The 23565-nt window shown below is 74.4% G+C and carries 24 protein-coding genes; 15 read left to right on the top strand and 9 right to left on the bottom strand.

From position 1 onward, the window contains the following. Nucleotides 1-25 precede the first annotated feature (25 nt). Nucleotides 26-1207, top strand: a complete 1182-nt coding sequence (locus ACZ7MF_RS12630; protein WP_471476397.1) for a PP2C family protein-serine/threonine phosphatase — start codon at nucleotides 26-28, stop codon at nucleotides 1205-1207. Between the two features lie 19 nt (nucleotides 1208-1226). Here ACZ7MF_RS12630 and ACZ7MF_RS12625 read toward each other — a convergent pair whose 3' ends face one another. Further along, a complete protein-coding gene (locus tag ACZ7MF_RS12625; protein WP_471476394.1) occupies nucleotides 1227-1541 on the bottom strand; it encodes a hypothetical protein in 315 nt (104 codons plus the stop codon). Between the two features lie 187 nt (nucleotides 1542-1728). Between ACZ7MF_RS12625 and ACZ7MF_RS12620 the strand changes: the two genes are divergently transcribed. From ACZ7MF_RS12620 to ACZ7MF_RS12610, 3 genes are read left to right on the top strand one after another with little or no spacing between them, the layout of a single operon-like run. Beyond that, on the top strand, nucleotides 1729-2439 hold the full coding sequence (locus tag ACZ7MF_RS12620) for a nucleotidyltransferase family protein (RefSeq protein WP_471476391.1): 711 nt from the start codon (nucleotides 1729-1731) through the stop codon (nucleotides 2437-2439). Further along, nucleotides 2436-2693, top strand: coding sequence for a BON domain-containing protein (locus ACZ7MF_RS12615; protein WP_471476389.1), 258 nt, complete (start codon nucleotides 2436-2438; stop codon nucleotides 2691-2693). The genes ACZ7MF_RS12620 and ACZ7MF_RS12615 overlap by 4 nt, the downstream gene beginning before the upstream one ends. After that, entirely contained in the window at nucleotides 2690-3418 is a 729-nt protein-coding gene (locus tag ACZ7MF_RS12610) for a metallophosphoesterase family protein (RefSeq protein WP_471476386.1), read from the top strand. Before ACZ7MF_RS12615 ends, ACZ7MF_RS12610 begins: the two co-directional genes overlap by 4 nt. A 7-nt stretch (nucleotides 3419-3425) precedes the next feature. Here the strand turns inward: ACZ7MF_RS12610 and ACZ7MF_RS12605 are convergent, their stop codons facing one another. Then, nucleotides 3426-4067 carry a GNAT family N-acetyltransferase gene (locus ACZ7MF_RS12605; RefSeq protein WP_471476383.1) on the bottom strand — a complete coding sequence of 214 codons (642 nt, stop codon included), beginning with the start codon at nucleotides 4065-4067 and terminating at the stop codon, nucleotides 3426-3428. Nucleotides 4068-4205: 138 nt separating this feature from the next. Between ACZ7MF_RS12605 and ACZ7MF_RS12600 the strand changes: the two genes are divergently transcribed. The 4 genes from ACZ7MF_RS12600 (at nucleotide 4206) to ACZ7MF_RS12585 (ending at nucleotide 9529) form a co-directional block, all read left to right on the top strand. Further along, nucleotides 4206-6698: a nitrate reductase gene (locus ACZ7MF_RS12600; RefSeq protein WP_471476381.1), complete on the top strand. Its 2493-nt coding sequence runs from the start codon at nucleotides 4206-4208 to the stop codon at nucleotides 6696-6698. Then, on the top strand, nucleotides 6695-7186 hold the full coding sequence (locus tag ACZ7MF_RS12595; RefSeq protein ID WP_471476379.1) for a hypothetical protein: 492 nt from the start codon (nucleotides 6695-6697) through the stop codon (nucleotides 7184-7186). Before ACZ7MF_RS12600 ends, ACZ7MF_RS12595 begins: the two co-directional genes overlap by 4 nt. 155 nt (nucleotides 7187-7341) lie before the next feature. Further along, nucleotides 7342-7875 carry a DoxX family protein gene (locus ACZ7MF_RS12590; protein ID WP_471476377.1) on the top strand — a complete coding sequence of 178 codons (534 nt, stop codon included), beginning with the start codon at nucleotides 7342-7344 and terminating at the stop codon, nucleotides 7873-7875. Nucleotides 7876-8170: 295 nt separating this feature from the next. Continuing rightward, complete coding sequence (locus ACZ7MF_RS12585; protein WP_471477226.1) at nucleotides 8171-9529, top strand: SLC13 family permease; 1359 nt, start codon at nucleotides 8171-8173, stop codon at nucleotides 9527-9529. A gap of 33 nt (nucleotides 9530-9562) precedes the next feature. Here ACZ7MF_RS12585 and ACZ7MF_RS12580 read toward each other — a convergent pair whose 3' ends face one another. Together ACZ7MF_RS12580 and ACZ7MF_RS12575 are read right to left on the bottom strand one after the other, a co-directional pair. After that, nucleotides 9563-10330: a maleylpyruvate isomerase family mycothiol-dependent enzyme gene (locus ACZ7MF_RS12580; protein ID WP_471476375.1), complete on the bottom strand. Its 768-nt coding sequence runs from the start codon at nucleotides 10328-10330 to the stop codon at nucleotides 9563-9565. Between the two features lie 92 nt (nucleotides 10331-10422). Continuing rightward, nucleotides 10423-10746 carry a hypothetical protein gene (locus ACZ7MF_RS12575; protein ID WP_003971778.1) on the bottom strand — a complete coding sequence of 108 codons (324 nt, stop codon included), beginning with the start codon at nucleotides 10744-10746 and terminating at the stop codon, nucleotides 10423-10425. Between the two features lie 144 nt (nucleotides 10747-10890). Between ACZ7MF_RS12575 and ACZ7MF_RS12570 the strand changes: the two genes are divergently transcribed. Genes ACZ7MF_RS12570 through ACZ7MF_RS12560 form a run of 3 tightly spaced genes read left to right on the top strand, consistent with a single transcriptional unit; the run spans nucleotide 10891 to nucleotide 13465 of the window. Beyond that, complete coding sequence (locus ACZ7MF_RS12570) at nucleotides 10891-11556, top strand: TetR/AcrR family transcriptional regulator (RefSeq protein ID WP_471476371.1); 666 nt, start codon at nucleotides 10891-10893, stop codon at nucleotides 11554-11556. 10 nt (nucleotides 11557-11566) lie between these two features. Then, entirely contained in the window at nucleotides 11567-12379 is an 813-nt protein-coding gene (locus tag ACZ7MF_RS12565) for an SDR family NAD(P)-dependent oxidoreductase (protein WP_471476369.1), read from the top strand. Between the two features lie 45 nt (nucleotides 12380-12424). Then, nucleotides 12425-13465 carry an NAD(P)-dependent alcohol dehydrogenase gene (locus ACZ7MF_RS12560; protein ID WP_471476367.1) on the top strand — a complete coding sequence of 347 codons (1041 nt, stop codon included), beginning with the start codon at nucleotides 12425-12427 and terminating at the stop codon, nucleotides 13463-13465. Between the two features lie 155 nt (nucleotides 13466-13620). Here the strand turns inward: ACZ7MF_RS12560 and ACZ7MF_RS12555 are convergent, their stop codons facing one another. Further along, nucleotides 13621-15150 carry a helix-turn-helix domain-containing protein gene (locus tag ACZ7MF_RS12555; RefSeq protein WP_471476365.1) on the bottom strand — a complete coding sequence of 510 codons (1530 nt, stop codon included), beginning with the start codon at nucleotides 15148-15150 and terminating at the stop codon, nucleotides 13621-13623. Between the two features lie 146 nt (nucleotides 15151-15296). Between ACZ7MF_RS12555 and ACZ7MF_RS12550 the strand changes: the two genes are divergently transcribed. From ACZ7MF_RS12550 to ACZ7MF_RS12535, 4 genes are all read left to right on the top strand, one after another. Continuing rightward, the gene (locus ACZ7MF_RS12550; RefSeq protein ID WP_471476363.1) at nucleotides 15297-15917 is read left to right on the top strand and encodes an L-threonylcarbamoyladenylate synthase; all 621 of its coding nucleotides are present in this window, start codon (nucleotides 15297-15299) and stop codon (nucleotides 15915-15917) included. Between the two features lie 338 nt (nucleotides 15918-16255). Then, entirely contained in the window at nucleotides 16256-17758 is a 1503-nt protein-coding gene (locus ACZ7MF_RS12545; RefSeq protein WP_471476361.1) for a metallophosphoesterase family protein, read from the top strand. A gap of 117 nt (nucleotides 17759-17875) precedes the next feature. After that, nucleotides 17876-18706: an aldo/keto reductase gene (locus tag ACZ7MF_RS12540; protein ID WP_471476360.1), complete on the top strand. Its 831-nt coding sequence runs from the start codon at nucleotides 17876-17878 to the stop codon at nucleotides 18704-18706. Nucleotides 18707-18763: 57 nt separating this feature from the next. Continuing rightward, nucleotides 18764-19423, top strand: coding sequence for a DNA polymerase ligase N-terminal domain-containing protein (locus ACZ7MF_RS12535; protein WP_471476358.1), 660 nt, complete (start codon nucleotides 18764-18766; stop codon nucleotides 19421-19423). Nucleotides 19424-19436: 13 nt separating this feature from the next. Here the strand turns inward: ACZ7MF_RS12535 and ACZ7MF_RS12530 are convergent, their stop codons facing one another. From ACZ7MF_RS12530 to ACZ7MF_RS12515, 4 genes are all read right to left on the bottom strand, one after another. After that, nucleotides 19437-21809 carry a SpoIIE family protein phosphatase gene (locus ACZ7MF_RS12530; RefSeq protein WP_471476355.1) on the bottom strand — a complete coding sequence of 791 codons (2373 nt, stop codon included), beginning with the start codon at nucleotides 21807-21809 and terminating at the stop codon, nucleotides 19437-19439. Between the two features lie 61 nt (nucleotides 21810-21870). Further along, the gene (locus ACZ7MF_RS12525; protein WP_471476353.1) at nucleotides 21871-22338 is read right to left on the bottom strand and encodes a peroxiredoxin; all 468 of its coding nucleotides are present in this window, start codon (nucleotides 22336-22338) and stop codon (nucleotides 21871-21873) included. Continuing rightward, nucleotides 22335-22715 carry a DoxX family protein gene (locus ACZ7MF_RS12520; protein ID WP_471476350.1) on the bottom strand — a complete coding sequence of 127 codons (381 nt, stop codon included), beginning with the start codon at nucleotides 22713-22715 and terminating at the stop codon, nucleotides 22335-22337. The genes ACZ7MF_RS12525 and ACZ7MF_RS12520 overlap by 4 nt, the downstream gene beginning before the upstream one ends. A gap of 32 nt (nucleotides 22716-22747) precedes the next feature. Next, nucleotides 22748-23545, bottom strand: coding sequence for an AraC family transcriptional regulator (locus tag ACZ7MF_RS12515; protein ID WP_471476348.1), 798 nt, complete (start codon nucleotides 23543-23545; stop codon nucleotides 22748-22750). Nucleotides 23546-23565: the final 20 nt, after the last annotated feature.

Below are 23565 nucleotides of genomic sequence, written 5' to 3'. Positions count from 1 at the left end.
CGGGCCCACGGCGAGAGGAGACGAGGTGTCCACGTCGGACCCGGACGACGCGGGGCTGCGGAGCTTCCTCGCCGATCCGGCCCGCCTCACCCTGGACCTGCGCACCGCCACCGCCCGGTGCGCCAAGGCACTGGGACTGCGGCAAGCCGTCGTCTACCTCGTCGACCTCCAGCAGCGCCACCTCGTGCCCCAGACGGCCGTGGCCCCGTCCGTCCCGGTCGACGGCTCCCTGGCGGGGTGGGCGTACCGCACCCAGTCGCTGCGGGTGGAGGAGTCCGGAGCGGGCGGCGGCATCACCGCCTGGTTCCCGCTGCTGGACGGCGCGGAGCGGCTCGGCGTCCTGGCCGTGCACGAGACGGCCCTCACCGCCTCCTCGCTGTCCCGCGGCCGGGCGCTCGCCTCGCTGCTCGCGATGGTGATCACGTCCAAGCGGCTCTACGAGGACTCCTTCGTGCGGCGCACCCGCACCGAGCGCATGCAGCTGCCCGCCGAGATGCTCCGCGCCCTGCTGCCGCCGCGCACCATCGGCAACGGCAACGTCGTGTCGACGGCCGTGCTGGAACCCGCCTACGAGATCGGCGGCGACGCCTTCGACCACGCGCTGACCGAGACGACCCTGCACGTGGCCGTCCTGGACGCGATGGGGCACGACCTGGCCTCCGGACTGACCAGCACGGTCTCGCTGGCGGCCTGCCGCAACGCCCGGCGCACCGGTGCCGACCTGCCCGAGCTGGTGCGCGGCGTGGACGAGGCGCTGTCCAGCTGGCTCCCGGACAAGTTCTGCACCTCGGTCATCGCGCAGCTCGACCTGGTCACCGGTGTGCTGCGCTGGGCCAACTGCGGCCACCCCGCGCCCATTCTGATCCGCGACCAGCGGTTGATCATCGACGCCATGGAGCGCGACGCCGACCCGCCCATGGGCATGCCGTCCCGGCTCAGCTCAGGCGTGCGCCGGACGCACGAGATCTCGCTGGAGCCCGGGGACCGGGTGCTGATGTACACCGACGGGGTCGTGGAGGCCCGGACCCGGGAGGCCAAGCTGCTGGGCCTCGAACGCTTCGCCGACTACGTCATCCGGGCCACGGCGGGCGGTGAGCTGGCGCCGGAGTCCTTGCGCCGTCTGATCCACTCGATCCTGGCCATGCAGGAGGGGCGGCTGCGGGACGACGCGACACTGCTGATGTTCGAGTGGCGGCCGCCTCCGTGAGGGGGCACCGGTGTCCGCCTCACACGGCGTGCCCGCGGGCGCGCAGCCAGGTGTGCACGGTGTCCTTGTCCGACGGTGTGATCCGCACGGGGCCCGCCACGTAGGGGCCCTCGTCCTCGGTGAAACCGGTGTCCGTGACCCTGGCGGTGACCCAGGTGGCCAGGTCCTGGGCGGCCCGTTCGGGCAGCGCACCCCGCTCCCATCCGCCCCGGGCCGCGCCGGCGGCCTCGGGATCGTGCTCCTCGGTCTCCGCCAGCCACGCCGCCACCAGCCGTTCCACGGTCCGACGGTCGGCCGGGTCGTCGGTCCCCTGTCGCATCCGCTCGTCGTTCATGCCGGACGAGTGCCCTCGATCGCCGTAGGCCCCACACCGCCACGCCCGCGCCCCACAACCGCCACGCCCGGGCCCCGGACCGGCGAGGCCCGCGGTGTCGGCGGTACGGCGCCGGGTACCCGCGTCGACAGGGGAGGGCCTGTCCGGTCCGTTCCGCCGACGGCGACAGCCCGGGAAGGGGACAACGATGAGGCAGCCCGCCGACGACCACGCCACCGGCCGACGCGCCGGCGTTTCCGAGCTGCGTCCGGCCGCCGGGGACACCGGTCCCGTCCCCCGGCGCGAGGCACCTCGCGAGGATCTCCCGCTCGACCGCAACCAGGCGATCCTCCAGGCCGCCAAGCAGGTGGGCTCCACCCTCAAGAAGGCGGAGCACCCGTTCGCGCTGGCCGGCAGCGTCGCCGTGTACGCCCACGGCGGCACCCAGAACCTCCAGCACGACGTCGACTTCTGCATCCGGCCCCAGGACGCGGACGCCGTCGCCGCGACGCTGCGGGAGGCGGGGCTGACGGTCTACACGCCGCCCGAGGACTGGCTGCTCAAGGCGGACTGCCTGGGACAGCAGGTCGACCTCATCTTCGAGCTGGCGCACGAGCCCGTCACGACGGCTCTGCTGGCCCGGGCCCGGGATCTCTCGGTCGACTCGGTGCTGATGCCGGTCCTGTCGCCGACCGACCTGCTGCGCGGGCTGCTGGCCGCCTTCTCCGAGCACCACTGCGACTTCGGTGCGGTGCTGCCGATCGCCCGCACCCTGCGCGAGAAGATCGACTGGGAGGCGCTGCGCCACGACTGCGGCGACGCCCCGATGCCCGCCGCGTTCTTCTTCATTCTCGAACGGCTGGAGATCATCCCCCCGGCCCGTCCGCCGGCCACCGCCTCGAAGGAGGAGCAGCGATGAGCGACCCAGGCGTCCAGAACATCGAATACCGCGTGGCGCATCTGCAGGACCGGCTCGCCGCGGAGGAACTGGGTGAACTCGGCGTCCGTGCGGAGGTCCGGGCGGGGGCGGTCGCGCTCACCGGCACGGTGCCCTCGGCGCAGTGCCGCGAGACCGTGCTGCGCCTGGCCCGGGAGGAGCTGGCCGGACTGACCGTGCACACCGACCTGGTGGTGGCCGAGACCACCCGCCCCGACCACGCGGAGGAGCTGTGACGATCCGGGTCGCCGCCGTCGGGGACATCCACATGGGTCCCGACAGCGAAGGGCTGCTGCGGCCCGCGTTCGAAACCCTGCCCGACTGTGCCGACCTGCTGCTGCTCGCCGGGGACCTCACCCGGCACGGCACTCCGGAGGAGGCGCGGGTGGTCGCCCGGGAGGTGCGCGACCTGCCGGTGCCGGTGGTGGCGGTCCTCGGCAACCACGACCACCACGACGAACGGCCCGAGACGGTCACCGCGATCCTCCGGGACGCCGGTGTGACCGTGCTGGAGGGCGAGGGAACCGTCGTGGAGTGCGCCGGGGGCCGGCTCGGAATCGCCGGGACCAAGGGGTTCGGCGGCGGGTTCGTGGGGCGCAGCGCCGGTGAGTTCGGTGAGCCGGTGATGAAGGAGTTCGTGCGGACCACCCGCCGTTCGGCGGACAGCCTGCACGCCGCGCTGAAGCACCTGGACGAGGAGGACTGCGCGGCGCGGGTGGCGCTGACCCACTTCTCCCCCGTCGCCGACACGCTCGCCGGGGAGCCGCCGGAGATCCATCCGTTCCTCGGCAGCTATCTCCTGGCGGAGGCGATCGACACGGCCGGCGCCGACCTGGCCGTCCACGGACACGCCCACCTGGGCTCGGAGCACGGGATGACGGCGGGCGGAGTCCGGGTGCGCAACGTGGCGCAGCCCGTCATCCGCCGGGCCTTCAACGTCTACCGGCTGGGCGGGGACTGACCGCCCGTCAGCGCCCCGTGTCCTGCGTGGTGCGTCCCAGGCAGGTGACGTCCGCGGGGTCGAGGCCGGACGCCGCGATCTCGTGGAAGCCCAGGCGGTCGTAGAAGGCCCTGGCCGGGGTGTTGGCCGTCGCCATGACCAGGTGGACGGCGGGGACGCCACGCTCGCGCAGGGCCCGCCACAACGTCCGCATCAGGGTCCGGCCGTGGCCCTGCCCCTGCCAGTCGGGCAGCAGGTCGATGTGCAGATGGGCGGGATAGGCCGCCAGTTCCGGGACGACCATGCGCTCCGGGTCGTGCAGCAGTCCGGCCATGATCTCGTCCGGGGTGCGGGTGCCGGGCGGGCCCTGCGGGGCCGGATACCGGTCGGCGACCCTCGGCAGCCACTTCGCCCGGAACTCGGCGGCGAAGCGCGCGGTGTCCGCCGTGCCGAGGATGTAGCCGACCGCGCGGCCCCGCCCGTCGTCCAGCACGAAGGCCAGGCCGGGGTCCAGGTGGACGTAGGGCGCGGCGAAGATGGCCGGCAGGACGGCGGGGTCGGCGTACACGGGCCGGCTGTCCCGGCCGTTGTGCGCGGTCCGGATGCAGATGTCGTCGAGGGCGGGGGCGTCGGCGGGGCGGTAGGGGCGTACCGAGGCAGTCGCTGTCACCTCGGCATCCTGCCCGCCTGGGAGCGCTCCCACAAGTGGTTCGCTTCGATCGGTGACGCTCGGGTACCCGCCGCCCGGCAGTAGGACGGAACGAGGAAACGTTGGCGGGAGCCGACGGAAGTTGGCGGGAGGCCGGCGATGGAGGATGCGACGGACCGGATCGCGCGGCCGTGGGGCGCACGGGTGCCCTACGGACGGCACGAGACCTGGCCGGTCCGGGTGGACACGTTCCTCGCCGACGGGGTGGAGCCCGGGGCGGTGCAGCGGTGGGTGCAGTCCGCGTCGATCCTGCACTCGGACGGCGACGCCATGGACATCGCGGTGGCCGACGGCCGCATGGTGGGCGTGCGGGGCCGGGACGTGGACCGGGTCAACCGGGGGCGGCTCGGTCCGAAGGACCTGTTCGGGTGGCAGGCCAACGCCTCCCGCGACCGGCTGACCCGGCCACTGGTGCGGCGGAACGGGCAGCTGGTGGAGACGGACTGGGACACGGCGATGGACCTGGTGGCCGCCCGCTCGCGCGAACTGCTGGACTCGCGCGGGCCGGGCTCGATCGGCTTCTACACGAGCGGTCAGCTGTTCCTGGAGGAGTACTACACGCTCACGGTCCTGGCCCGGGCCGGCATCGGCACCAACCACCTCGACGGCAACACCCGGCTGTGCACCGCCACCGCCGCGGAGGCGCTGAAGGAGACCTTCGGCTGTGACGGGCAGCCCGGCAGCTACGACGACTTCGACCACGCCGACGTGATCGCGCTGTTCGGCCACAACATCGCCGAGACCCAGCCCGTGCAGTGGATGCGGCTCCTCGACCGCTTCGAGGGTGCCGACCCGCCGCGGCTGCTGTGCGTGGACCCGCGCCCCACCCGCGTCGCCGCACACGCCGCCGTCCACCTCGCGCCCCGCAGCGGCACCAACGTCGCCCTGCTCAACGCGCTGCTGCACGAGACGATCCGGCACGAACGGATCGACCGGGACTTCATCGCCGCGCACACCGTCGGCTTCGACGAGCTGGCCGCCCGGGTCGCCGACTGCACACCCAAGTGGGCCGCGGAGATCTGCGACGTGCCCGCCGCCCGGATCGAGGAGGCGGCCGAACTCGTCGGCACCACCGACGCGTTGGTCTCCACGGTCCTCCAGGGTGTCTACCAGTCCCACCAGGCGACCGCCGCCGCCGTCCAGGTCAACAACCTGCACCTGATCCGCGGAATGCTGGGCCGGCCCGGCGCCGGACTCCTCCAGATGAACGGCCAGCCCACCGCCCAGAACACCCGGGAGTGCGGGGCCAACGGCGACCTGCCGGGCTTCCGCAACTGGCAGAACGACGCCCACGTGGCCGACCTGGCCCGGGTGTGGAACGTCGAGCCGGAGACCGTCCCGCACTTCGCGCCGCCGACCCACGCGATGCAGATCTTCCGGTACGCCGAGCAGGGCTCGCTGCGGATGCTGTGGATCAGCGGCACCAACCCCGCCGTCTCGATGCCCGAACTGGCCCGCATGCGCTCGATCCTGACGCAGGACCGGCTGTTCACGGTCGTACAGGACCTGTACCTGACGGAGACGGCGCAGCTCGCCGACGTGGTGCTGCCCGCCGCGACCTGGGGCGAGAAGACCGGCGCGCTCACCAACGCGGACCGCACGGTGCACCTGTCCTGCAAGGCGGTGGAGCCGCCCGGCGAGGCCAGGCCCGACCTGGACATCTTCCTGGACTACGCGCGGCGCATGGACTTCCGGGACAAGGACGGCGGACCGCTGGTCACCTGGGACGACCCGGAGTCGGCGTTCGAGGCGTGGCAGCGGTGCAGCGCGGGCCGCCCCTGCGACTACACGGGCCTGTCCTACGACAGGCTGCGCGACACCAGCGGCATCCAGTGGCCCTGCGACGAGCGGGCCCCCGAGGGGACGGCACGGCTCTACACGGACGGCATCAGCTGGGCCCACCCCGACATGTGCGAGAGCTACGGCAAGGACCTGGAGACCGGGGCCTCGCAGGAGGTCGTGGAGTACCGCTCCCTCAACCCCGACGGCAGGGCGATGCTGAAGGCGGCCGCCTATCTGCCGCCGCACGAGGAGCCGGACGAGGAGTACCCGTTCCAGCTGACGACGGGGCGGACGCTCTACCACTTCCACACCCGGACGAAGACGGGGCGCGCGCCCCAACTCAACGACGCCGCCCCCGACGTGTGGGTGGAGGTCTCGGCCGGGGACGCGGAGCGGCTCGGCCTGGGCGAGGGCGACCTGGTCGAGGTCACCAGCAGGCGCGGCTCCCTGCGCGGACGGCTGCGGGTGAGCGGTATCCGGACCGGGCTGCTGTTCGTGCCGTTCCACTACGGCTACTGGGACACCGCGGGCGGGTCGGGTCCCGGCCCGGACACTCCCGGGCGGGCCGCGAACGAGACCACGATCACCGACTGGGACCCGGCCTCCAAGCAGCCGCTGTTCAAGACGGCCACGGCCGCGCTCACCCTCGTGGAGCGCGGGGACGGCCGGCCCTCCCCGGCGCCGACCACCACCGCGTCCGCACCGGTCGCCGCCGGTGCCGCCCCGCCCACCTCGGGCGGACCGGCGGCGCGCATCACGGAGCAGGAACCCACCGAGTTCCCGCACGGCCACGAGGAAGGCGCCCAGTGAACGGCATCAACCTGACCCTGCGCACGCTGCACCGCGGCGAGCGGCGTATGGCCCACGACCTGGTGACCGTCGCCGAGCGGCACCGCACCGAGCACGAGGTCCACCATGTCGCCACCGACCTCGCCCGCTGGTCCCGCGCGCACATGCGGCGGCTCGCGGAGACCGCCGCGGAGCGCGGCGTGAAGCTGGGCGAGCCGCCGGACCACTCCACGGACGGCGTCTTCGCGACCCTGCGCAAGAAGGCGTCCGAGGCGGTCGTGCACCGGCCGGAGCCGGGTCTGCTCCTCCTGCGCGACCTGCGGGAGCTGCATGTCCTGGCGGCGGAGAACTCGCTGCACTGGGAGATGCTGGCCCAGGCAGCCCAGGCGTCGGGGGACAGCGGACTGCTGACGCTCGTCTCCTCCTGCCACCCGCAGACACTGCGCCAGATGCGCTGGACCAACACCATGATCAAGAACTTGTCGCCGCAGATCCTCACCAGCCTCTGAGCTGCGCCTTCCCCGCCCGGTGCGGTGCCCGGCAGCGCCGGTGCGCCACCGGACACCGAATGGCGGCGACGGGCCGGGGCACCTGATGATCCCCGTGGGGCACCACCCCGCCGGCGTTCCGGTCGGCACCCCCTCCAAGAGAGCGAGACAGCGTCATGAGTCTTCTGCGTCTGGCCGGCCGGCCGATGCTCGCCTCGATGTTCGTCGCGGGCGGCCTGCAGTCTCTGCGCAGGCCCCAGGACGTGGCACCGGCGGCCGAGCCGGTCGTGCGGCCGGTGGCCGACCGGGTGCCGGTGCTGCCGGACAGCACCGAGCAACTCGTACGGCTCAACGCCGCCGTGCACGTGGTGGGCGGGATCATGCTCGGGCTCGGGCGCTGTCCACGACTGGCCGCGCTGGCCCTCGCGGTGACACTGGTCCCCACCACGCTGGCCGCGCACCGGTACTGGGAGGCGGAGGACCCGTCCGACCGCGCCCAGCAGCGCGTCCACTTCCTCAAGAACGTGTCCATGATGGGCGGGCTGCTGATCGCGGCCGACGACACGGGCGGCGCCCCCTCGCTGCTGTGGCGCGGCCGGCACGCCGCCCACGACCTCCGGCACGACGCCCACCTGGTGCACCGCTCGGTCCGGGCCGCGGCCGGCCCCGCGGCGCGGGCGGGCGGTGCCCGGGCCAGGCTCGGGGTCTGACCGGGCGTCGACCCGCGACAGGGGCCACGGGGGAAACGCCGTCGACGAGCGACTCCTCGCGACCCGCGCGTGAGGAGCCCGCACGTCCGCCACTCCTCGGCCCGCCACTCCTCGACGCCCCCCTCCGCCCCGCCCGCGGCCGCCGTCGGACCGGCTCGGACGTTCGCGGAAGGCGGCGACGGCGCGTTCCGAGCCGTCCCGCCCGGCCTGCCCGTCCACACCCGGGGATGCGACCCTGTACCGCGTTCGCCGATCACCGGGTTCCCGCTCGGCTCACCGGTGTGGAGGAGCAGTCCTGAGTACCACCGTCCTGTCCGAGGCCGTCCCCGTCGTCCTGCTGCTGGGCGTCCTGGCCTTCGCCGTGCTGCGCCCCCGGGGGCTGCCGGAGGCGGCGGCCGCCGTGCCCGCCGCCGTGCTGGTCGTGGCGCTCGGCTTGGTCTCCCCGCACCGGGCGTGGGAGCAGACCCGTACGCTGCTGCCGGTCGTCGCCTTCCTCGCACTCGTGCTGATGCTGGCGTACCTGTGCGCCAAGGAAGGCCTGTTCGAGGCCGTCGGCGCGGCCGTGGCCCGCAAGTGCGGCGGCAGTCCGCGGCGGCTGCTGACCGGGGTCTTCGGCGTGGCCTGCGCGGTCACGGCGGTGCTCAGTCTGGACGCGACCGCCGTACTGCTCACCCCCGTGGTCCTGGCCACCGCGTCCCGGGCCGGTGCGCGGGCCCGCCCGCACGTGTACGCGACCGCGCATCTGGCGAACTCCGCCTCGCTGCTCCTGCCGGTCTCCAACCTGACCAACCTGCTGGCGTTCGCGGCCAGTGGGCTGACCTTCACCCGGTTCGCCGCGCTGATGGCGCTGCCCTGGCTGGCCGCGATCGCCGTCGAGTACGCCGTGTTCCGCCGGTTCTTCCGCACGGACCTGGCCGAGCCGGTGCCCGTGGCCCCCGCACGGGTCGGCTCCGTGTCCGTCGCTCCCGGACCCGCCGGACCCGCCTCCGCGAAGGCTCCGGGCGGCGCCCCCGGTGACGGGCCGAGCGTGGCGTCCGCGCCGACCGCGCCCGCCGTGCCCCGTTTCACCGTGGTCGTCGTGGCCCTGACCCTGGCCGGGTTCGCGGTGGCCTCGCCGGCCGGGGTGGACCCCGCCTGGGCCGCGCTCGGCGGCGTGCTGGTGCTCGGGGTGCGGGCGCTGGCCCGGCGCCATGTCACGCCCCGGGAGATGGTGGGCGCCGCCTCGCCGCTGTTCTGCCTGTTCGTCCTGGCCCTCGGCATCGTGGTGCAGGGGGTGGTGGCGGGCGCGCCGGCCGCCGGGCTCGGGCGGCTGCTGCCGGACGGGGACTCGCTGCCGGCGCTGCTCGCGGTGGCGGCGGTCGCCGCGGTGCTGGCCAACGTCGTCAACAACCTGCCCGCCGTACTCGCCCTGCTCCCGCTGGCCGCGCCCGCCGGTCCGGCCCAGGTCCTCGCCGTGCTGATCGGGGTGAACCTGGGCCCCAACCTGACCTACGTCGGTTCGCTGGCGACCCTGCTGTGGCGGCGGATTCTGCACCGGCACGGCATCGAGGTGGAGCTGCGCCGGTTCACCGCGCTGGGGCTGCTCACCGTGCCGGCCACCGTCGCCGCGTCGACGGTGGCCCTGTGGGGGGCGCTGCGCCTCGTCGGCGCCTGAGGCCCGCGGCACCGCGGCCCGCCGGACGTGCGCTCACTCGGTGGCCACGACGATGCAGCGCCTCAGTTCCGCCACGGCCCGGGGATCGCCCTCGACCGCCACACCGGCGTCCCCGTCGGCACCCGCCCGGTTCCAGAGCGACCGCAGCACGCTCTCCGGAGGGCCGCTCAGCGTCACGTCGGCCGTGCCGTCGCCCGCGCCGTCCGTGACGGTGAACTCGCCCGGCCCGGTCCGCACCCGCCATGCGGCGTCGTCGCCGGCCCGTACCAGGAACGTGTGCCCCGGCGAGCCGTCCAGGATCTCGGTGAAGTACTCGCCCCACTCGGCCACGGCGTACGCGGCGAAGACCTTGAGCAGTTCGTCGACCCCGTCCACGGCGAGGTCGTCCGGTACGGGGGTGACGGGGGCCCCGGTGGCGAGTTCGGCGTCGATGCGGTGGACGACGGTCTCCTGCGCCATCCGCCGGATCCAGAAGCCGACGCTCTGGTCGGGGCCGTACCAGGTGCCGGCCGGGTCCTCGGGGGCGCGGGCGGCGAACTCGGCGCGCAGCGCGGTGTAGCCACGGTCGAGCAGCGCCGTCGGTGCCTCGTCGGCGAACTCCTCGGGCGGCCAGGGCTCGGGCTCGACCCCGTCGCGCATGGCGGCTGCCTTGTGCAGGTAGACCTCGCCGACGTGACGGGTCAGATCGGCGACGGTCCAGCCGGGGCAGGTGGGCACCGGGGCGTCGGGGGCGGTCTCGACGACGCCCCGCAGCCGGTCGTGGTCGGTCGCGAGGCGGTCGAGGAAGCGGGTGAACTCCATGCCGCCGACCCAAACACACGTTCAGGGCCGGGGCACGCCGTTTTCCACGGTCCCGGCGTCCCCGCGCCCGTGCCCCCTCGCCCGGCCCGCGCTCACCACGCCGGGCTGGGGACGGCGGGGCGCCGGACCGCTTCGGCGGCGTCCCGCAGGTGCAGCGCGACGGAGATCAGGGCGCGCAGCGCGGAGGGCCGCAGGCTCTGGGCGCTCTCGGCGGCCAGCACCAGCAGGCAGCCCGCGGCCTGCTCGACGACCGGGACGGAGAAGGCGAAGTCGTCGCCGTCGGCTCCGCGGAAGGCGCGCCACGGGGTGGCGGCACCGTCGATGGCCTTGTGCACCGCCTGTTCGAGGTGCTGTGCGGCCTGCCGGCACACAGGGGCGGGCAGAACGATGGTGCGATGAAACGCTGAACTGGTCATAGTCCCACTGCTCCCCCGCACCCGGGCTCTTCGATCGGCACCCCGGGCGCTTTTCACCGGGTCGGCGGCAGCGGCGTCCCGAGCAGTAATGTCCCAGCGGGTCACATGTCCCACTGGGACATTTTCAGGTGTACGCTCGGAGGCATGACGGCAACGAAGCCCTCCCCCGCCACCGAGGACCGGCGGCAGCGCAAGGCGCGGCAGACCCGCGACGCGCTCGCCACCGCCGCCTGCGACCTGATCCTGGAGCGCGGGTCGGCGGCGGCCACGGTGGAGGCGATCGCCGAGCGCGCGGACGTCACGCGCCGCACGTTCAGCCGGCACTTCGCCGGCAAGGAGGACGCGGCGCTCGACTTCGTCCGCCGGGACGGCGACCGGATCAACGCGCTGCTGCGCTCCCGCCCCGCCGAGGAGCCGCCCCTGCTGGCCTATCGCCGGGCCGTACGGGAGTGGCTGGCCGACCGGGAGGACCCGGCCTGGCACGTGCGTCCGCGGATGCGCCGCCTGCTGGCCCTGGCCGACACCGAGCCCGAGCTGTTCGCCGCCTACCAGCGCATCCGGGTCGACGCCCAGGAGGAGTCGATCCGCATCGTCGCCGCCCGGCTCGGCAGCGACGACGTCCGGGACGTGCGCCCGGCCGCCGTCGTGGACGCCGCCGCCGGGGTCCTGATAGCCGCCCTGCGCCTGTGGGCGCGCGGCGGTGAGGGGGACTCGGCAGCCGCAGACCTCGCCGCCCTCGTGGAGCAGGCCTACGACGCCCTGACCTCGGAGGCCGCGGCCGCGACCCCCGAAAGCACCACCGAAGAGTGAGAAAAGCACCATGAGCACCACCGGCAGCACCACCGGCACCACCCCCGCCACCGCATCCACTCCCGGCCGGGCGACCGAGTTCGGCGGACGCACCGCCCTCGTCACCGGCGCCGCCTCCGGCATCGGCCTGGCCACCGCACGCCGGCTCGGCGCCGGCGGCGCCCGGGTCGTCGTCGCCGACTACAACGCCGAGGGCGCCGAGAAGGCCGCCGCCGACCTGCGGGCCGCGGGCGTCGAGGCCGCCGCGGTCGAGCTGGACGTCACCCGTCCGGACTCCGTCGAGGCGGCCGTCGGGTTCGCCGTCGACACGTTCGGCTCGCTGGACCTCGCCGTCAACAACGCCGGCATCGGCGGCCCCAGCGCCCCGACCGGCGAGTACGACGTGGAGGCCTACCAGCGCGTCGTGCGCACCAACCTCGACGGTGTCTTCTACTCGATGCGCTACGAACTGCCGGCCATCGAGGCGGCCGGCCAGGGCGGTTCCGTCGTCAACGTCGCCTCCATCCTCGGCTCGGTCGGCTTCGCCGGTTCGCCCGCCTACGTCGCCGCCAAGCACGGCGTGGTCGGGCTGACGAAGGCGGCCGCCGCCGAGTACGCCGCCCGGGGCATCCGGATCAACGCGGTCGGCCCGGGCTTCATCGACACCCCGCTGCTGAAGACCATGGACGAGGCCGCCTACAACGGCCTGGTCGCCCTGCACCCGGCCGGCCGCCTCGGGCGCGCCGAGGAGGTCGCGGAGCTGATCGCCTTCCTGCTGTCCGACCGCGCGTCCTTCGTCGCGGGCAGCTACCACCTGGTCGACGGCGCCTACACCGCCGTCTGAGCAGCGCTCACCCGTCTCGGGGGGAGAGAACAAAGGAGTTCGATCATGAAGGCACTGCAGTACCGCACCATCGGGGCCCCGCCCGAGGTCGTCACGGTCCCGGACCCGGAACCGGGCCCCGGCCAGGTGCTGTTGAAGGTGACCGCCGCCGGAGTCTGCCACTCCGACATCGCGGTGATGAGCTGGCCCGCCGAGGGCTTCCCGTACGAGCTGCCGCTCACCCTCGGCCACGAGGGCGTCGGCACCGTGGCCGCGCTCGGCGCCGGGGTGACCGGGCTCGCCGAGGGCGACGCGGTCGCCGTGTACGGGCCCTGGGGCTGCGGCACCTGCGCCAAGTGCGCGGAGGGCAAGGAGAACTACTGCCTGCGCGCCGACGAGCTGGGCATCCGCCCGCCGGGACTCGGACGCCCCGGTTCCATGGCCGAGTACCTGCTCGTCGACGACCCCCGGCACCTGGTCCCGCTGGACGGGCTCGACCCGGTCGCGGCGGTGCCGCTCACCGACGCCGGACTGACGCCGTACCACGCGATCAAGCGGTCGCTGCCCAAGCTGGTGCCCGGCTCGACCGCGGTGGTCATCGGCACCGGTGGTCTCGGCCACGTCGCCATCCAGCTGCTGCGCGCCCTGACGTCGGCCCGGGTGGTCGCCCTGGACGTCAGCGAGGAGAAGCTGCGCCTCGCCCGTGCGGTCGGCGCGCACGAGGCGGTGCTGTCGGACGCGAAGGCCGCGGACGCGGTGCGCGAGCTCACCGGCGGTCTCGGCGCCGAGGCCGTGTTCGACTTCGTCGGCGTGGCGCCCACCGTGCAGACCGCCGGTGCCGTCGCGGCCGTCGAGGGCGATGTCACCCTGGTCGGCATCGGCGGCGGATCGCTGCCCGTCGGCTTCGGCATGCTGCCGTTCGAGGTGTCGGTCAGCGCACCCTACTGGGGCAGCCGCAGCGAGCTGATCGAGGTGCTGAACCTGGCCCGCTCCGGTGCCGTGTCGGTGCACACCGAGACGTACTCCCTGGACGACGCCCCGCTCGCCTACGAGCGGCTGCACGAGGGCAGGGTCAACGGCCGCGCGGTGATCCTGCCCCACGGCTGACCGGCCCGGACCCCGTGGCCGCGGCATGATCCACCGCAGCGGCCGAGGGGGCGCGACCGGTCCCCCGTTCCGGTCGTGCCCCCCTCACGTCGAACCTACGTGGACGGGTCCGCCGTTGTGAATCGTGCCGGTGCCCGCTGCCGGGCCCGGAGCACTCACTCGTGCACAGGTGAGTCCGGATGGCCCGGTTTCGTCCCGTGCAGGAGCGGCTGGCCGAGGTCACCGGCCGCCAGGTGGGCCAGCACGACCTCGTACAGGTCGCTGCCCGCGGCGAGCAGCTGGCGTTCGAGGACGGGCTCGGCGCTGCGGACGTGCTCGCGGACGGTCTGCGCGTGCATGCCGAGCTTCTGGGCGGCGCGCTCGGCGTTGCCGCCCGCGGCGATCCAGGTGCGCAGGGTGCGCCGCAGGTCCCGGCCGTCCGGGTCGAGGCGGCCGAGCAGGTCGACGGCCCAGGTGTGCAGTGCGGGCCCGGACAGCAGGTCGGTGAGCCGGGCGGCACCTGCCCGGGCCCCGGCGCCCGGCGGGGGTTCGGCGAGGCCCACCTGGGCGTTCAGGGCCAGGTGGACGGCGGCCCGGACGGTCAGGTCGGCGAAGTCCGTGCGCAGCAGCGACTCGACCCGGTCCATGCGGGCGCGGACCGTGTTGCGGCTGACGCCGAGGACCTTCGCCGTGTTGACGGCCGTGAACTCCAGGCCGAGCCGGGTGGTGGCGATCAGTTCGGCGCGCGTGGGGTGCGACAGGCTGTCCAGCGGGCTCAGCACGTCCGCCGTCCAGTCGTGCAGCGCCGCCGGGTCCATCAGTCGCTCGGGACGGGTCCGCTCGGCGTACAGGGCCGCCTTCTCCGGGCGGAACCGGGCCACGGCCAGGGCGCTGACGGCCTGTCCGTAGGCGGCCGCGGTGCGGGCGAGGCCCTGCCGGGCGCTGCCGCCGACGAACACGCCGGGGCGGCGGCCGACGAGCGTGCGCAGTTCCTGCCCGGCCGTGTCGCGCGGGGCGAGCACGATGACGTGTCCGTCGACCGCCGGGCACCGCACCACCAGCGCCCGCTCCCCCGTCGCCGACAGGCACTCCTCGGCGAGGCGGTCCCGTTCGGCCGGGCTGCTCTCCACGACGTACACGCACGCCGTGTCGGTGTCGAGGAGGCCGGGCCAGAGTCCGGCGGCCACGCGGCGGGCGGAGACGGTGTCCTCCACCATCAGCAGTTGCAGGATGGCCAGGCGCAGGTCGGCGGTGGCCCGCCGCAGCCGGTGTCCGGCCGCGGTCGACTCGTGGCCGGCCAGCAGCAGCTCCAGCACCTGGGCGGCGTGCGTGACGATGTCGGAGACACGCCGGTCGAAGGGCTCCTCGCGGGCGACCGCGAGGACGGCGGCCGGTGCCGGACGGGACCGCTCCACGCGCACCAGCCGCAGATGGCGGCCCCGGTCCTCCAGTGCGGCGGACGCGATCCGGCCGGAGGTGACGTCGGCGGCCAGGACCTCGTCCACCGGGACCCGGGTGCCGGCCAGCAGCCGGCCGGTGTCGTCCTGCAGCGCGACGCTCGCCCGGGTGATGCCCGCGAGCCACGCCACGACCCGGTTCAGGTCGCGGCCGGCCGGCCGCAGGTGCTCGAGCAGCTCCTGCGCCCATCCCGCGTGCTCACCGGCCCCGGACGTCCGCTGACGTCCGCCGTCCTCTCGGCCCGCCACGTCGGCCTTCTCCTCGTCTCGCCTCGTCCCCGGCCCAAGTCGGGGACGTTACCTCATGGCTCCGCGCACGGGACCCTTCCGGCGTCGGCGGCGGGGCCGCGCCGGGCCTGTCGGGCGGGGCGGGCGAGCGGGCATAAGCTCGGTGAATGGCGAAGTACTTCGACGTGCACCCCGACAACCCCCAGCCGCGCAGCATCGCCCAGGTCGCCGACAGCGTCCGCTCCGGCGCGCTGATCGCGTATCCGACGGACTCCTGCTACGCGCTGGGCTGCCGACTGGGCAGCCGCGACGGGATCGACCGCATCCGGTCGATCCGGCACCTGGACAACCGGCACCACTTCACCCTCGTCTGCCAGGACTTCGCGCAGCTCGGGCAGTTCGTGCAGATCGACAACGACGTGTTCCGGGCGATCAAGGCCTCGACACCCGGCAGTTACACCTTCATCCTGCCCGCGACGAGGGAGGTGCCGCGCGCGCTCCAGCACCCGAAGAAGAAGACGGTGGGTGTGCGCATCCCCGACCACGTCGTCACCCAGGCCCTGCTCGCCGAGCTCGGTGAACCGCTGCTGTCCAGCACGCTGTTGCTGCCCGACGAGGAGGAGCCGATGACGCAGGGCTGGGAGATCAAGGACCGGCTCGACCACGTGCTGGACGCGGTCGTCGACTCCGGGGACTGCGGCACCGAGCCCACCACGGTCGTCGACTTCTCCGACGGCGAGGCGGAGATCGTGCGGTACGGCGCGGGCGACCCGACCCGGTTCGAGTAGCGAGACGTCCGCCGCCCGACCGCACGAACCGAGAGCGGCAGGCCCCACCAGCGGGAACCGCCGTCGGCATCCCCACCGGCGACGGCACCCGCCTTCGGCATCCCCACCGGCGACGGCACCCGCCTTCGGGCTGCGCCCGAGCCCGCGGTCGACGGCCGACCGGCCGGCCGGTGCCGGGTACACCGACCCGGAGGCGACCGAGCGGCACTGACCGGCTCTGCCCGGCCTCCTGAAGCGGACGTTCTGACCCCGGACGCCCCGAAACGGCCCGTCCTGAGCGGGAGTTGGCGTGCCTCCCCCCGTCCGGCCCCGGGTGCGGGCGTTGTTACCGTGCCCGGGTGTCCAACTCCTCACGCGATTCAGCCGAAGGCGCCGGCTGGGGCTCCGCCGAGCCCGGCGCCTACCGAACGCTCATGCCGGGACGCACCGAGAAGCTGTCCTGGCTGAACCCGAGAACACTGTGGGCCGCCCGCAACGGCGTGCTGGCCTCCTGGTTCGGGGACCCCACGGGCCGGACCCGCTCCCGGTGGGTGACGCAGCGGGCGGCGGCCGGCGTACCGGCCGACAAGGTGATCCGCCGGGACGACCCCGACCGGTTCTCCTTCCTGGTCATCGGGGACACGGGCGAGGGCGACGATCCCCAGTACGCCGTCGTGCCCGGGCTGTTGGAGGCCGGCCGGGACACCCGGTTCGCGGTCCTCGCGAGCGACGTGATCTACCCGGTGGGCAGTGCCGACGACTACGGCACGAAGTTCTTCCGCCCCTACCGCGACTACCGGGCGCCCATATACGCGATACCGGGCAACCACGACTGGTACGAGGACCTGGGCGGCTTCATGCGCGTCTTCTGCGACGACGCCCCGCCGCTGCCGCCGCAACCCGCGCCGCGCCCCCTCACCCCGGCGTGGCTGCGGTCGCTGTTGTGGCACCGGCCGCGCCCGGACGACGGCGGCCGCCTGGACGAGGCGCGCAAGCTGCGCCCCGCACCCTCCCAGCAGGCCGCCCAGCCAGGACCGTACTGGGCCGTCGACGCCGGTCCGGTCAGGATCGTCGGCATCGACACGGGTCTGCTGGGCACCGTCGACGCCGAGCAGGGTGCCTGGCTGCGCGAGGTGTCGGCGGGAGACCGGCCGAAGATCCTGGTCACCGGCTCGCCCCTGTACGTGGACGGCGAGCACCACCCGTGCGAGATCGAGGGCGGCGGCACGGTCGACGACATCGTGCGCGACCCGGCCCACCACTACGTCGCGGCGATCGGCGGCGACATCCACAACTACCAGCGCTACCCGGTCGACGTGGACGGCCGCACCGTGCAGTACGTCGTGGCGGGCGGCGGCGGCGCGTTCATGCACGCCACCCACACCATCCCGCGCGTCTCGGTGGCCGGGGTCACCGAGGACGACTTCCGCTCCTATCCGCTGCGCGGCGACTCGCTGGCCTTCTACAGCGCCCTGTACGGCCGCCGGCTGCGGATGCGGCGCCTGTTCACCCTGACGGAGGCCGAGGCGACGGCCGTGATCGCCGAACGCCTCGGCATCCGCACCGGCCGCGCGCCGGGCGACGGCGCCCGGGTCACCCGGCGCACCCGGATCGTGGCCGGGCTGCTCGGCACCGCGCGGCGGCCCGAGCGCCGCAAGCGGTTCCGGCTGCCCGTGCGCAAGATCTACACGTCGGTGTTCTCGCCGGGGTCGGCGACGTACAGCCCGCCCTTCTTCAAGTGCTTCCTGCGCCTGGACGTGACGCCGGAGGCGGTCAGGCTGCGCTGCTACGCGGCCACGGGCAACCGGGCGCAGGAGGTGGACCCGCCGGTCGAGGACGAGGTGACGATCCCACTCGGGTGACCGCCACCCGCAACGGGGCAGGCCCTCCGCCGGGCCGTCCGGTTGATCACCGGTCCTTCCCTGGGCGAGGCTGGAGGGGCGGCACACCGCCGCGCACAGTCGAGGGAAGGTCCCACGGTGATCAGCACCCCCGCGTACACGCTCAACGACGGCACCACCCTCCCCGCCCTGGGCCTGGGCACCTGGCCGATGAAGGACGAGGAGGCCGAACGGGCGGTCCGCACGGCCCTGGAGACGGGGTACCGCCTGATCGACACGGCGACGAACTACCGCAACGAGACCGGCGTCGGCCGCGGGGTCGCCTCCGCCGGTCTCCCCCGCGAGGAGATCGTCGTGACGACCAAGCTGCCCGGCCGGCACCACGGCTACGAGGAGACGCTCGCCTCCTTCGAGGAGTCCCGCGCCCGGCTCGGTCTGGAGTACGTCGACCTGTACCTGATCCACTGGCCGCTGCCGCGCGTGGACAAGTACGTCGACTCCTGGAAGGCCATGGTCAAGCTGCGCGAGGACGGCCTCGTACGTTCGGTGGGCGTCTCCAACTTCACGGCGGAGCACATCGAGCGGCTGGAGAAGGAGACCGGCGTCCTGCCGTCCGTCAACCAGATCGAGCTGCACCCGCTCCTTCCGCAGGACGAGCTGCGCGTCTACCACGAGCGCAAGGGCATCCGCACCGAGAGCTGGAGCCCGCTGGGCCGGGGCAGCGACCTGCTCGACGACCCCGCCGTCGCCGCGGTCGCCGCGGCGCACGGTGTGACGCCCGCCCAGGCGGTGCTGCGCTGGCACACCCAGCTGGGCGCGGTGCCGATCCCGAAGTCCGCCGACCCGGAGCGGCAGCGGGCGAACCTGGACGTCTTCGGCTTCGAACTGGACGCCGGGCAGATGCGCGCGGTGGCGGACCGCGTCCACCGGCGGATCGGCGGCGACCCGGAGGTGCACGAGGAGTTCTGAGCGGGGTACCCGGTCCGGGTCGGCGAGGAGCGCCGGTCTCCCGGGAAGGAGCGGCAGGTGGACGGCGAGGGCGACGGACTGCGGGACTACCACGGCAAACGGGACTTCGGCCGGACCGGGGAACCCGCGGGACCGGGGGCGCCCGGCGAGGGCGGAGCCCCGGGCGAGGGCGCAGCCACGGACGAGGGCGGGCCACCGCGCTTCGTCGTGCAGATCCACGACGCGAGCACCCTGCACTTCGACTTCCGTCTTCAGGTGGCCGACGTGCTGAAGTCCTGGTCCGTGCCGAAGGGGCCGTCGGCGGATCCGAGCGACAAGCGGCTCGCGGTGCCGACGGAGGACCATCCGCTGGAGTACGAGGAGTTCGAGGGCGTGATCCCCGCGGGTGAGTACGGGGGCGGCACGGTCATCGTGTGGGACCACGGCACCTACGAGCCGCTCAGCCACGACCGGCGGGGACGGCCGGTCGACTTCGCCGAGTCCCTCGCGCACGGACACGCCAGGTTCCGGCTGCACGGCGCGAAACTGCACGGCGAGTACGCGCTGACCCGGTTCCGCGGCGGCCCGGACCGCGGCGCAGGCGAGGACGCGGCGTGGCTGCTGGTGAAGACGGCCGGCGGCGGGCGCGGGCACGGCACCCCCGATCCCCGGCGGGCCCGGTCCGCGCGCACCGGCCGGACGCTGGCGCGGGTGGCGGCGGAGGACGGCCAGGGGTAGGCAGGCGGTTCATTCACTCCGTGGGCAGCTGCTGTTCGGCCCAGATGGTCTTGCCACTGCCCGTCTGCCGGCTGCCCCAGCGCTGGGTGAGCTGGGCCACCAGGAGCAGTCCGCGGCCACCCTCGTCGTAGGCGTGGGCGCGGCGCAGGTGGGGTGAGGTGGAGCTGGCATCGGAGACCTCGCAGATGAGGGCGGTGTGGCGGATGAGGCGGAGCTGGATGGGCGGCTCGCCGTACCGGATCGCGTTGGTGACCAGTTCGCTGACGACGAGTTCGGTGACGAAGGCGGTGTCGTCCAGTCCCCAGGCCGTCAGCTGTTCGCCGACGGACCGCCTGGTGGCCGCCACTCCGGCGGGGTCCGGGGGGACGTCCCAGGTGCGTACCCGGTCCTCGCCCAGCGCCCGGGTGCGGGCCAGCAGCAGCGCTACGTCGTCGCCGGGCTCCTCGGGCAGCACTGCCTTCAGGACGCCGTCGCACAGCGCGTCGAGCGAGGTCGCGGGCGCGGTCAGCGCCCGGCACAGTTCCGCGGTGGCGTGGTCGACGTCGCGGTCCCGGTCCTCGACGAGTCCGTCGGTGTAGAGCGCGACGACGGAGCCCTCCGGCAGCTCCAGCTCCGTCGCCTCGAAGGGCAGTCCGCCGACGCCGAGCGGTGGCCCGGCGGTCATGGCGACCAGGCGGGTGGTGCCGTCGGGGAGGAGGAGGGCCGGCGCGGGGTGACCGGCGGCGGCCAGGGCCAGTCGGCGCGAGACGGGGTCGTACACGGCGTACAGGCAGGTGGCGCCCAGTTCCGCGATCTCCGCCTCTCCGCCGTCGTTCGCGCCGCCGGCCGCGAGGTGGGTGACGAGGTCGTCGAGGTGGGTGAGGAGCTCGTCGGGGGGCAGATCGACGTCGGCGAGGGTGCGTACGGCCGTGCACAGGCGGCCCATGGTCGCGGTGGACGGGATGCCGTGGCCCACGACGTCGCCGACGACGAGGCCGACGCGGGTGCCGGAGAGCGGGATGACGTCGAACCAGTCGCCCCCGATGCCCGCCGCGGACGCGGAGGGGAGGTAGCGGTGGGCCACCTCGACCGCGGCCTGCCCGGGCAGGTCCCTGGGGAGCAGGCTGTGCTGGATCGCCAGGGCCGTGGAGCGCTCGCGCGCGAAACGGCGGGCGTTGTCCACGGAGACGGCGGCCCGGGAGACCAGCTCCTCGGCCAGTACGGCGTCCTCCCTGGCATACGGCTCCCGGGGCACGGTCCGGGCGGCCAGCGCGACGCCCAGGGTGGTGCCGCGGGCGCGCAGGGGGACGGACAGGGTCGAGCAGACGGCGTCACGGAACGGGCGGTTGTGCGGGGCCTCGGCATCGCGGGTCCGCATCCACCGGTCGAAGTCCGGGTCGCCGGGGCCGCTGAGGACGACACGGCCCTCCCGCACCGCCCGGGCGGGCGGACTGTCCGACGGGTGGATCTCCTGCCCGCCGAGGTGCACGGCGGGGGTGGGGAAGCCCTCGGTGGCGGAGGCGTGGGCCACCCGGCGCAGTTCGCCGGTCCCGGGGGGCGCGGCGAGGGGTTCGTCGGTGCCGAGCACCCAGTCGAGCAGGTCCACGCTGGCGAAACCGGCGAAGCGGGGTACGAGGAGCCCGACCAGTTCCTCGGCGGTGCGGACGACGTCGAGGGTGCTGCCGACCGCGCCGGCCGCGTTCAGCAGGGCCAGCCGCTCCCGGGCCCGGTGCTGTTCGGTGCTCTCCAACGCCGCCATGGCGACGGCGGTGAGCGTGCCGGAGGCGTCGTGGACCGGCCACATCTCCACGGTCCAGGCGTGCAGGCAGCTGCCGGCGGGCGCGGGGGCGTAGCTCTCGTACTGGACGGGCCGTCCCCGGTCGGCCACCACCCGCAGGTGGTGCAGGAAGCTCCGGGGGTCGCCCTCGAAGTCGGCCAGCGTGTCGGACAGGCTGCGGCCGAGCAGTTCCTCCGCGGGCCTGCCCAGCATCCGGCACGCGGTGTCGTTGACGCGTACGAAGCGCAGCTCGGGGTCGAGGACGGACATGGACAGGGAGGCCTGCCGTACGGCGTCGTCGACCAGGCCGGGCGCCGGGCCGCCGGGTGCGTCGGCGGTCGCCAGGTAGCCGCCGGGAGCGCCGTCGGCGCCCCGCAGGGGGCAGATCCGCAGCCCGAGGCTCACCGGGCGGCCGTCCCGGTGGCGGACCACGACGGTGCCGGACAGGGCGGTGCCGGCCGGGTCGGTGCGGGACAGGGGGCGGGTGGGAGCGCCCCGCGCGAGCAGGTCCCGCGCGGGGCGCCCTACGACCTCCTCGGCCGCGTGTCCGGTGAGCCGCCTCGCGCCGTCGCTCCAGCCCGTCACCAGTCCGCGGGCGTCGACGGTCATCGCGGCGGAGGAATCCTCCATGCCGTCCAGGATCATCCCAGGACGATGCGGTATCAACCGGGGCGGGGCGCCGGTGGTCCGGTCACGGTCGGTGAGCGCGGAGCGCGGCGAGGGCGCGGTCGGCGTGGGTGTTCATCCTGATCTCGCTGCGGACGACCTCCAGCAGGGTGCGGTCCTGCCCGACGACGAAGGTGACCCGCTTGGTGGGAGCCAGGCTGAAGCCCCGCTTCACCCCGAACCGCTCCCGGACCGCGCCGTCGGTGTCGGACAGCAGCGGCATGCCCAGGGTGTGGCGCCCGGCGAACTCCTGCTGGCGTTCGACGGGGTCGCCGCTGACGCCGACGGGCCGGGCGCCGACCGCGGCGAACTCGGCGGCGAGGTCGCGGAAGTGACAGGCCTCCGCGGTGCAGCCGGTGGTCAGGGCGGCGGGGTAGAAGAAGAGGACGACCGGGCCCTCGGCGAGCAGGTCGGACAGCCGGCGGGGGGTGCCGGTCTCGTCCGGCAGCGTGAAGTCCTCGACGGTGTCGCCCACGGCGGGGAGCGCGCTCATGACCGGCTCCCGCTGCTCTGGGCGACGGCGCGGGCCCACAGCACGAGCGGCACCTGCACGGGCAGCCGTCCGAGGGCGGCGGCCTGCTGCGGAGCGGGGCGGTGCCGCCAGTCCCAGGCCATCTTGACGTTGGCGGGGAACACCCCGACGAAGAAGGCGGCGGCACTCAGCGCGGCGGCCTTGCGGGTGCGCGGCACGGCGAGTCCGGCGGCCAGCGCGAGTTCGGCGACGCCGCTGGCGTACGTCCAGGCCCGGGGGGTGCCCGGCAGGGAGCGCGGGACGGTCGCGTCGAAGGGGCGGGGTTGGGCGAAGTGGGCGACGCCCGCGGTGGCCAGGAGGCCGGCGAGCAGCAGGGGCGAGCGTTCGGACCGTGACACGGTTCCTCCTCATGGGGGCCTGCCGCGCGATATTACTCGACGGTAAGAACCGGGTGGTGATCGGTTCCCGCCCGGCGGTTGCGGGTGCCGGGCGTGCAGCCGAACGCACGGCGGAAGACCTCGATGAACGCGCTGGCCGAGGACCAGCCGCAGCGGTGGGCGACGGTGGTGACGGGCAGGTCGTCGGCGAGCATGCGCAGGGCGTGGTAGAGGCGGGACTGGGTGCGCCACTGGGGGAAGGTCATGCCGAACTCGCGGCGGAAGAGCCGGCTGAGGGTGCGTTCCGCGGTGCCGGTGGCCGCGCCGAGGGCGGCCAGGGTACGGGTGTCCGCGGGGTCGGCGTGGACCAGCGCGCAGACCTCGGCCAGCCGGGGGTCCCTGGGGGTGGGCAGGCGCAGGGGCTGCTGCGGCGAGGCGCGCAACTGGTCGCACAGCACGGCCAGGAGGCGGCCGCGTTCCGGGCTCGTGTCCCGGGGGTCGACGGTGTAGGCGACGATCAGCTCGCGCAGCAGCGGGCCGACGGCGAGGACGGCGGGGCTGTCCAGGCCGAGCGGGTTGGCGTCGGCGGGCAGGCCGACCAGGTGCAGGTCGAGGCGTCCGTGGGCGCGGTGGGAGTGCACGGTGCCGGCCGGGATCCAGATGGCCCGCGTCCCCGGCGCGAACCAGGTGCCGGACTCGGTGGTGACGGCCACGACTCCGGACCCGGCGTGGACGATCTGGTGCTCGTCGTGGCGGTGCGCGTCGATCCGCTGCCCGGCGACCAGCCGCTGGGCACGGGTGGGTGCCGTGGGCGTGTGGCGGACGGACGGAGTCTGGCGGTTCTTCGACACAAGAGGGCAGGTTATCGAAA

Source organism: Streptomyces sp. NPDC111628, from assembly GCF_055635195.1.
Note: the sequence above shows the minus strand (reverse complement) of the source record. Positions and strands in the feature narration are given on the sequence as shown.